Raw genomic sequence first — 8869 nt, forward strand, 5'->3', positions numbered from 1 at the left:
GTCTCGGGCTCTCGTGAGGTCGCCGCGAAGCCGGCGGCGAACGCCAGCGCGAGGGCCGGCGTGCACGCATGCAGCAGGCCGGTGGCGCACGCGCCCGCAACGACGTCGTGCGCCCGGGCGGCGCGGTCGGCGGGCGTGCGCAGTGGCACCACCCGTGCGAGCGTGCGGGTCAGCACGGCGCTGACGAGCAGCGCACTGCGCTCGCCGGCGAGGTGCTGGGCGACGAGGTCGACGAACTCCTCGCCCGGCACCGCCCGGCTGTGCACCTCCTCGAACAGCATCGTCCACAGCACCGCCCGCACCAGGTCGTCGTCGATCCGGCACAGGTTCGCCGAGAGCGCGTCGCGGGTCCGGCGCTCGAGCACGATCCGGGCGTAGGTCTCACCGTGGCTGTTCGGCACCACGAAGCGGCCCGCGAACTGCGGCAGCGGCACGGGGTCGTCGTGGACGTCGACGAGCGTGCTGCCGACCTCGGTCCAGGAGTCGTCGTACGCCGTCACCCGCACCCGGTGCGGGCGTACCCCAAGCCGGCGCACCGCGGGGATCGCGCCGTCGGGCCCGACCCGCTCGACCCGCAGCGTGTCGAAGCCGGTGCTGCGCAGCCACAGCCGCACCCAGTCGCGCACGTCGCGGTCGGTGGCCTCGTCGAGCGCGGCCACGAAGTCGTCCAGGGTGGCGTTCGCGAAGCGGTGCCGGGTCAGGTAGGTGTTGACGCCCCGCAGGAACGCGTCGTCGCCCAGCCAGGTGACCAGCTGGCGCAGCACGGAGTTGCCCTTGGCGTAGGAGATCGCGTCGAAGATCGTGGCCGCGGCGTCGACGTCCGGAACGTCCTCGGCGTCCGGTGCGACCGGGTGGGTCGAGCGACGCCCGTCGGCGTCGTACGCCCCCGGCTTGCGCTCGGCCTCGTGCCCGAGCAGCGCCCCCGGGTAGCCGGCCCCGTCGGCGGCCACGCGGTAGCCGAGGTAGTCCGCGAACGACTCCTGGAGCCAGCTGTCCTCCCACCACGTCATCGTCACCAGGTCCCCGAACCACATGTGGGACATCTCGTGGGCGATGACCGCCGCGCGGAGCTGGCGCAGGTGCTCGGGCACCGCGCCCCGGGGCAGGAGCTCGTCGCGGTAGGTCACGCAGCCCGGCATCTCCTGGGCGCCCCAGTTCAGGCCCGGGACGAAGACCTGGTCGAAGGAGTCGAACGGGTAGGGCTCGGTGAAGATCCGTGCGTAGTGGTCGAAGCAGTCCACGGTGATCGCCCGCAGCTCCTCGAGGTCGCGGTCGAGCTCGGCGGCGAGCGAGGCCCGGGCGTGCCAGCCGAACGGCAGCCCCGCGTGCTCCCAGCGCCGGGAGACCCAGGGACCCGCGGCGACGACGAACAGGGCCGGCGGGATCGGCGGCGTCGGCGCGAACTCCCACGAGCCGACCCCGGCCCGCAGGGTGCGACCGTTGGCGAGCACCGTCGCGGCCGGGTCGGCCTCGACCGTCAGGGCGATCGGCGCCTTCAGGTCGTTCTGGTCGAAGCAGGCGAACACCTTCTGGGCGATGTCCATGCCGAGGTACGCCGCGACGTAGGTCTCGCCGTCGGCCGGGTCGACGGTGCGCTGCATGCCGTCGCCGTCGGTGACGTACGGCAGCCGGGCCGACACCACGACCTCGTGCCGACCGTCGAGCCCGGCGAGCCGGATCCGGCGACCGTCGTACGCCGGCAGCACGGCCCGGCCGTCGAGCTCGACCGAGAGCTCCTCGGCCGCCGCGAGCTCCAGGAACGTCTCGGGTGCCCCGGCGGTGAAGGTCACCGTCGTGCGCGACCCGAAGGTGGCGCCGCCGGGCGACGTCAGGTCGAGGTGGAGGGCGTAGCTGACGTCGGAGACGGCGCCGGCGCGCTGGCGGGCCTCGGCCAGGGTGAGGGACACACATCCGACCCTACGGGGCGACCCTCGGTCGAGGCGTCCGCGAATTCGCCACCGCGTGAGCGCGCCGGTAGTCTGTGGAAGTTGCCTCGGCGAGGGAGCGCACCCACCGGTCGCTCCGTGATCGACAGGGCTGGCTGGTCCGCATCGGATGTGCCGCCACGATCACCGTGCGCCGAGGCCCCGAGACCGCGAAGCACCACCGACAGCCAGCACCACCGAGGAGAAGAGCTCAGCATGTCCGAGAAGATCAAGGCCGAGACCCGCACCGAGTTCGGCAAGGGTGCCGCCCGCCGGATCCGGCGCGAGCACAAGGTTCCCGCCGTCGTCTACGGCCACGGCAACGAGCCCATCCACCTGACCCTGCCCGGTCACGAGACGATGATGGCCCTCAAGCACGGCGGCGCCAACGCCCTGCTCGAGCTCGAGATCGACGGCAAGGACCAGCTGGCGCTGACCAAGCAGGTCCAGATCGACCCGATCAAGCGCCAGCTCGAGCACGTCGACTTCGTCGCGGTCAAGCGCGGCGAGAAGGTCACCGTCGAGGTGCCGGTGCTGCTGGTCGGCGAGGCCGCCCGCGAGACGCTCGTCGTCACCGAGACCGCGGCCATCCAGCTCGAGGCCGAGGCCACCCACATCCCCGAGCACATCGAGGTCGACATCGAGGGCGCCGAGGCCGGCACCCAGATCCACGCCTCCGACCTGACGATCCCCTCGGGCAGCACGCTGCTGCTCGACCCCGAGACGCTGGTCGTCAACGTGACCCAGCAGCAGTCCGCCGAGGCTCTCGAGGCCGAGCTGGAGGAGGCCGAGGCCGAGGCCGGCATCGAGCGCGAGGAGTCCGACAAGGACGTCGACGAGGTCGGCGCCGAGGCGACCGAGAGCACCGAGGCCGCGTCCGAGGAGTGACGCTCCGTCACCTGTTTCGACCGTCGTTCCGCAGGAAGGGCCGAGATCGCGTGGCCGACTCCCCCGACGGCACTGCACCCGTGTGGCTGGTGGTCGGGCTGGGCAATCCCGGCCCGACCTACGCCGGGCACCGCCACAACGTGGGCTACCTCGTCGTCGACGAGCTCGCGTCCCGGCTGGGCTCGCCGCTGCGTGCGCACAAGTCCGGGCGCGCGGACGTGGTCGAGGGCCGGCTCGGGCTGCCCGGGCAGGACGGGCCGCGCGTCGTGCTGATGCGCGCACGCTGCTACATGAACGAGACCGGCGGCCCGGTCAAGCAGCTCGCGGGCTTCTACAAGGTCCCGCCCGAGCGCATCGTCGCGGTCCACGACGAGCTCGACATCGCGTTCGACACGATGCGGGTCAAGCTCGGCGGCGGCGACAACGGCCACAACGGCCTGCGCTCGATGCGCTCCTCGCTCGGCACCGGCGACTTCTACCGGGTGCGGGTCGGCATCGGCCGCCCTCCAGGGCGTCAGGACCCGGCCGACTTCGTGCTGTCCAACTACTCGACGACGGAGCGCAAGGTGCTGCCGTTCCAGGTCGACCGCGCCGCGGACGCCGTCGAGTCGCTGATCACCGAGGGTCTCGAGCGCACCCAGCAGCAGTTCAACTCCTGATCCGGCGCTCACGAGGTGACCCGCCCGAAAGTTCCGGGCGGGTCAACGCGGGTCTGAGCCCTCGATAGGGTTCGGTCCATGAGCTTCGACCCCGGCACCCCGCCCGACGCCGCCGCGACCGACGACCACGTGCTCGCGGCCTGGTTGGCCACCGTCGCTGGCGAGCGCCTCCTCGAGGTCCGCCAGGAGGGCCTCGAGGGCCGCGAGCTCAAGGACGCCGGCGACCGTGCCGCGCACGACCTGCTGATGGCCCTGCTCGCCGAGCACCGCCCGGGGGACGCGGTGCTCTCCGAGGAGGGCAAGGACGACAAGGCGCGGCTCCGGAGCGACCGGGTCTGGATCGTGGACCCGCTCGACGGCACCCGGGAGTTCTCCGAGGTGCCCCGCGACGACTGGGCCGTGCACGTCGCCCTGTGGGCCGACGGCGAGCTGGTGGCCGGTGCCGTGGCGCAGCCGGCGCTCGGCGAGACGTTCAGCACCGGGGCGCCCCCCGTCGTACCCCCCAGCAGCGCACCGCAGCCGCGGATCGCGGTCTCGCGCAGCCGCCCGCCCGCGTTCGTGCACGCGCTCGCCGAGGAGCTCGGCGCGGACCTGGTCGCGATGGGCTCGGCCGGGGTCAAGGTCATCTCGGTGGCCCGCGACATCACCGACGCCTACGTGCACGCCGGCGGCCAGTACGAGTGGGACTCGGCCGCCCCGGTCGCGGTCGCTCGCGCCGCCGGCCTGTTCACCTCGCGCATCGACGGCACTCCGCTGGCCTACAACCAGGAGGACGTCTACCTCCCCGACCTGATCGTCTGCCGCCCCGAGCTGGCCGAGCGGATCGTCGCGTTCGTCAAGGAACACGGCTACGAGTGATGATCCGGCACCTCGCCGGACACGGTGTCGATCCGAGCCGATAACCCGTTGCCGCCCGCGGTCGCAGCCGGGAGGGTCGCCGCATGACCGCCTTCGTCTCGCACACGACCATCGACTGCCGCAACGCCTACGAGCTCTCGGAGTGGTGGAAGGCCCTGCTCGGCTACGTCGACCTCGACGGCGACCCCAACCTCCCCGGGCACGAGGAGTGCATGATCCGCGACCCCGAGTCCGGTCACCGGCTGCTGTTCATCGAGGTCCCCGAGGACAAGGCGGTGAAGAACCGGCTCCACCTGGACCTGCGCCCCCGCACGGCGTCGCGCGACGAGGAGGTCGAGACCGTCCTCGCCCACGGCGCGACGCTGGTGGCCGACCTGCGGGGCAAGTACGGACCCGGGACCGGCTGGGTCGTGTTCGCCGACCCCGAGGGCAACGAGTTCTGCATGCTGCGCTCCGAGGCGGAGCTTGCGCGGTAGGCCCGGTCAGCAGTGGTGGCCCGGTGCCTGCCAGCCCACGCTGCGGGCCAGGCCGGCAGCGGCCAGCTGGGAGCTGACGCCGAGCTTCGCGAGGATCGACTTCACCTGGGTGCGCACGGTCGCCTCGGACACGTAGTCGTGGTGGGCGATGTCGCGCACCGGGTGGCCCTCCATCAGCCGGCCCAGGATCTCCCGCTCCCGGGCGGTGAGGGTCGCCAGCCGGCTGCGCGCCACCTGCTGGGTGCGACGGCGCTCCTGCCACAGCTCCAGGAGCTCCTCGCGCTCCTCGTGGGTGATGACCGGCAGGCCCTGACTCAACCGGCGGACGACGGCCAGGATGTCGTTGAGCGGCTGGTTCTTCGAGATCACCTGGCGGGCACCCCGCTGCACGCACTCGCCCCAACGGGCGCGGTCCGTGGACGCGGTGACGACCACCACGTTGGTCCCGGACCGGGCGAGCGGCTCGATGAGGTCCGCCCCGTCGCCGAAGCTGCCGAGGTCGAGGTCGACCAGCGCGATCCGCGGCTTCCAGCGGCCGGCGGAGGCGAGGACCTGTCCCGGTGCGCAGGCGTGGTCCGGGATCGGCACCCGGCGCACGTCGTACCCCTCGAGCGTCAGCGCGAGCTCCAGCGACTCGGCGAACAGCGCGTGGTCCTCGAGCACCAGGATCCGCACCCGGCTCCGCGCCGGTGCGGGATGCATCGTCATCACCGGCTCCGCCGCCCCTCGCTCGGGCGGCAGCGGCTCCGATCCCGGTTGCTGCTGGAGTCCCTCATGCAACTCACCCCCGTCGCTGCGCGCTGCCGAACGTACGCCGAGCCGAGCGGCTCGCCGGCCGGGTCGTCGGCTATCCCCCATTTGGGGGAGGAACGTCCGCATGGGGTGGGGGAGGGTCCCCAATATCAGGGTGCGGCCGGGGCGGAGCGGCCCCAGCCGGGGCCCGGGGGACCACGCTGTCAACGTCATGTTCCATCGTCGAGTCGTCGTCTGCGCCGACCACCTGCTGATGGTGGAGTCGGTGGCCGCGGCACTGTCCTCGGCGGGGTTCCGCGTGGATGCGGTCGAAGGGTGGCCCGTCGACGTCGCCGAGCTGGCCGGCCAGGACGGTGTGGGCGTGCTGCTGTGCGACCTGGAGCCGGCCGCGCGGCTCGAGGAGGCCCGCGCGCTGGTCGGCGCGACGCCGCTGTCGTGGCTCGTGCTCGGCGGCGCGCCCCGAGGTCCTGCCTGGGGCGGGGTGCTCGAGGCCGGGGCGCGCGGGGTGCTGCCCAGCACGGTGTCGCTGGAGCGGTTGCGCTCCGCGATCGTCTGCCTCGGCAACGGCCGGGAGCTCACCGAGCCCGAGGAGCGGCGAGCGCTCGTGGACGCCTGGCGCGTCGTCGAGCTCGGCCGCCGCCTGGTGCTGGGCCGGGTCCGGTCGCTGACGCCGCGCGAGCTCGCGGTGCTGCGCTCGCTGCACGCCGGACAGCCGGTGGCGCTCATCGCCGAGGTCGCCGGGGTCGCGCCGGCGACGGTGCGCAGCCAGGTCCAGGCGGTGCTGCACAAGCTGGGGGTGCGCACCCAGCTCGCGGCCGTCGCGGTGTTCGACACGGTGCGTGCGGACGTGGGCGACCCCGCCTGCGCCCGGGACGCCTGCTGACCCGCGCGCCACCCGCGGTCATGGGGCGCTCATGCCGAGTCGCCGCGGAGCAGGCGCAGGTGCAGCTCCTGGGTCTGGGGTGAGGGGTCGGCGCCGAGCTCGCGCGCGAGGTGATCGCGACAGGTCTCGAACGCCCGCAGGGCGCTGCCGACGTCGCCGAGCGCCTCGTGGGCGCGCATCACCAGCCGGTGGGCGGTCTCGGAGGACCGCTCGACCTCGATCGCCGTGGTGGCCAGGTCGAGGCACTCGCGGTAGCGGTGCAGCTCGAACGCCGCGGTCGCCGCGTCGCAGAGCATCTCGTGCCGGGCGCGGCGCAGGTGCTCGCGCTCGGAGACGGCCCAGTCGCTGTCGTCGTCGTGGGCGTGGAAGTCGTCGACGTACAGGTGCTCGGCGGCCTGTGCCGTCGCCAGCACCCGCAGGTGGTGACCGCCGCGCGCCGCCACCGCGGCCCGCCGCGCCGCCTGGAGGAAGTAGAAGGTGTCCACCCAGGCGTCCTGGAGGACGAGGCCGTCGAGACGCCGGACGACGCAGTCGGTCCGTACGACGCGCCGGATCTGGCTGCTCGCGGTGCGCAGACTGCCGCGGGCGTGGTCGGTGCTGGCGTCGGGCCACAGCCGCCCGATGAGGTCGGCCGGCCGGACCGGGCGGCCCCCGTTCAGGGCCAGGATGCGCAGCAGGTCCGCCGTCTTGCCGGTGCGCCACTCCTCGACGGCGACCCAGGAGCCGTCGAGCCGGCGCACGCCGAGCGGACCGAGGAGCCTGATCTGGATCTTCTGCTGTTCATGGATCACGCGGATCGCCTCGCTCCAGCTGGGACTGGAACGACTCCCTGGCCGCTCTGTCTCGAGCCTAGCCACGCCGCCGCGGCGTCGCATGCGAACGTGATGAGCGCAGCATCACGCCTCGCGGCAGGGGGTCGCGGGCCGGAGGACCCACCAGCCGCGTCCGGCCTCCGCCGACCGCCGCCATGGGGGGACATGGGTGTGGCGGAGCCGGCCCCACCGCGGACTCCCCGGAGGAGGTGATGCCAGACGTGGGGACTGGCACCGGGTGGTACGGCTGGTGGGCCGTTCCGGGCGCCGGACGTCACCGTCCGGCACGTTCCACGATCCCCGACCCGGCCGTGGGACACATCCCCAAAACGTGGGAAACGGGCCGCGTCGACGGGGCGATGCTCAGTAGGCGCCGCGGTGGCCGAGGACCGCGCCGACCGTGCGCAGCAGGATCCGCAGGTCCAGGCCCGGGGTCCAGTCGTCGACGTAGTGCAGATCCAGCCGCACGGCCTCCTCCCACGACAGGTCCGAGCGGCCGGAGACCTGCCACAGACCCGTCATGCCGGGGGTCACGGTCAGCCGGCGGAACACGTCGCGCTCGTACCGCTCCACCTCGCACGGCAGCGCGGGCCGGGGACCGACCAGCGCCATCTGCCCGCACACCACGTTGACCAGCTGCGGCAGCTCGTCGAGCGAGTAGGTCCGCAGGAACCGCCCGAGGCGGGTGATGCGCGGGTCGGCACGCAGCTTGAAGAGCATCAGCTCCGCCGGCGTCGTGGCCGACAGCGAGGCCTGCAGCTGCGCCGCGTCGGCGCACATGGTCCGCAGCTTCAGCATCGTGAAGGGGACACCGCCCTTGCCGATCCGCGTCTGGCGGAACACCGCCGGACCCGGCGACTCCAGGCGGATCAGGGCGGCGAGCGCCAGCAGCAACGGCGCCACCACGACCAGCGCCACCGCCGCGACGACCCGCTCGCCGACCGACTTGGCCCACCGAGCGGCGCCGCTGGTCCGCGCCCACCGGACCGGCACGAGGGGGACGCGGCCGGCGGTCGTGACCCGCGCCCCTGCGACCCCGGCCTCCGGCAGGCCGGATGCGACGAACAGCCCGGTCCCGTCCCGGGCCGCCTCGAGGTCCCAGCCCGCCCGCCGGATCCGGTCGGGATCCACGTGCCGACACGGCACCACCACCACGGCCTCCGCCGCGTGCTCACGGACGCACGACCGCAGGTTCTCCCAGCCGGTGACGACCGGCGCGGCGAAGTCGCCCCGCGAGACGGCCTCGGTGACGCAGACGGCGACGACCGAGAGCCGACCGCTGGTCTCGAGGTCGTCCAGCAGCCACCGGACGCCGTGGGGATGCCCGGCGAGGACCACGCGGGCCGGTGCTCGCGTCCGCGTCCGGGCGAGTCCCGCGAGCGTGTGCTGCAGGTACGACGCGGACGCGACGACCACCGTCAGGGCGGCGAGCCGCGGGGCGTCGATCGTCGTCCCGCGGAGGGCGGCGAGCAGCAGCACGGCCAGCGGCAGCGCCGGCGCCACCCGGATCGCCCGGGTGCTCCGGTGGTCGGCGAGCACGCCACGGTCGTAGGCTCCCGCGGCCCGCAGCGCCCCGATCCAGACGGCGGCCAGCGCCGCCCCGGCCGCCGCGACA

9 protein-coding genes are annotated in these 8869 nt (G+C 73.6%); 5 read left to right on the forward strand and 4 right to left on the reverse strand.

The window, feature by feature from the left end; genetic code table 11:
• Positions 1-1907: M1 family aminopeptidase (locus VGD85_RS15280; RefSeq protein WP_331064290.1), on the reverse strand; the 1907-nt coding region annotated here is incomplete at its 3' end.
• 234 nt (positions 1908-2141) lie between these two features.
• On the opposite strand from VGD85_RS15280, the gene VGD85_RS15285 reads away from it, so the two are divergent.
• The 4 genes from VGD85_RS15285 to VGD85_RS15300 all read left to right on the forward strand — a co-directional run bounded on the left by VGD85_RS15285 (position 2142) and on the right by VGD85_RS15300 (position 4806).
• On the forward strand, positions 2142-2813 hold the full coding sequence (locus VGD85_RS15285; RefSeq protein WP_331064291.1) for a 50S ribosomal protein L25/general stress protein Ctc: 672 nt from the start codon (positions 2142-2144) through the stop codon (positions 2811-2813).
• A gap of 50 nt (positions 2814-2863) precedes the next feature.
• Positions 2864-3472 (forward strand): aminoacyl-tRNA hydrolase, encoded by a 609-nt coding sequence (gene pth / locus VGD85_RS15290; protein ID WP_331064292.1) that lies wholly within the window; start codon positions 2864-2866, stop codon positions 3470-3472.
• A 78-nt stretch (positions 3473-3550) separates the two neighbouring features.
• The gene (locus VGD85_RS15295; protein WP_331064293.1) at positions 3551-4330 is read left to right on the forward strand and encodes a 3'(2'),5'-bisphosphate nucleotidase CysQ; all 780 of its coding nucleotides are present in this window, start codon (positions 3551-3553) and stop codon (positions 4328-4330) included.
• An 83-nt stretch (positions 4331-4413) separates the two neighbouring features.
• Positions 4414-4806, forward strand: coding sequence for a VOC family protein (locus VGD85_RS15300; protein ID WP_331064294.1), 393 nt, complete (start codon positions 4414-4416; stop codon positions 4804-4806).
• 6 nt (positions 4807-4812) lie between these two features.
• Here VGD85_RS15300 and VGD85_RS15305 read toward each other — a convergent pair whose 3' ends face one another.
• On the reverse strand, positions 4813-5514 hold the full coding sequence (locus VGD85_RS15305) for a response regulator transcription factor (RefSeq protein WP_331064295.1): 702 nt from the start codon (positions 5512-5514) through the stop codon (positions 4813-4815).
• A gap of 256 nt (positions 5515-5770) precedes the next feature.
• On the opposite strand from VGD85_RS15305, the gene VGD85_RS15310 reads away from it, so the two are divergent.
• A complete protein-coding gene (locus tag VGD85_RS15310; protein WP_331064296.1) occupies positions 5771-6442 on the forward strand; it encodes a helix-turn-helix transcriptional regulator in 672 nt (223 codons plus the stop codon).
• A gap of 29 nt (positions 6443-6471) precedes the next feature.
• Here the strand turns inward: VGD85_RS15310 and VGD85_RS15315 are convergent, their stop codons facing one another.
• Together VGD85_RS15315 and VGD85_RS15320 are read right to left on the reverse strand one after the other, a co-directional pair.
• On the reverse strand, positions 6472-7233 hold the full coding sequence (locus VGD85_RS15315; protein WP_331064297.1) for an AfsR/SARP family transcriptional regulator: 762 nt from the start codon (positions 7231-7233) through the stop codon (positions 6472-6474).
• Positions 7234-7617: 384 nt separating this feature from the next.
• Positions 7618-8869: exopolysaccharide biosynthesis polyprenyl glycosylphosphotransferase (locus tag VGD85_RS15320; protein WP_331064298.1), on the reverse strand; the 1252-nt coding region annotated here is incomplete at its 5' end.

This window comes from Nocardioides sp. (assembly GCF_036401255.1).
GTDB lineage: Bacteria > Actinomycetota > Actinomycetes > Propionibacteriales > Nocardioidaceae > Nocardioides.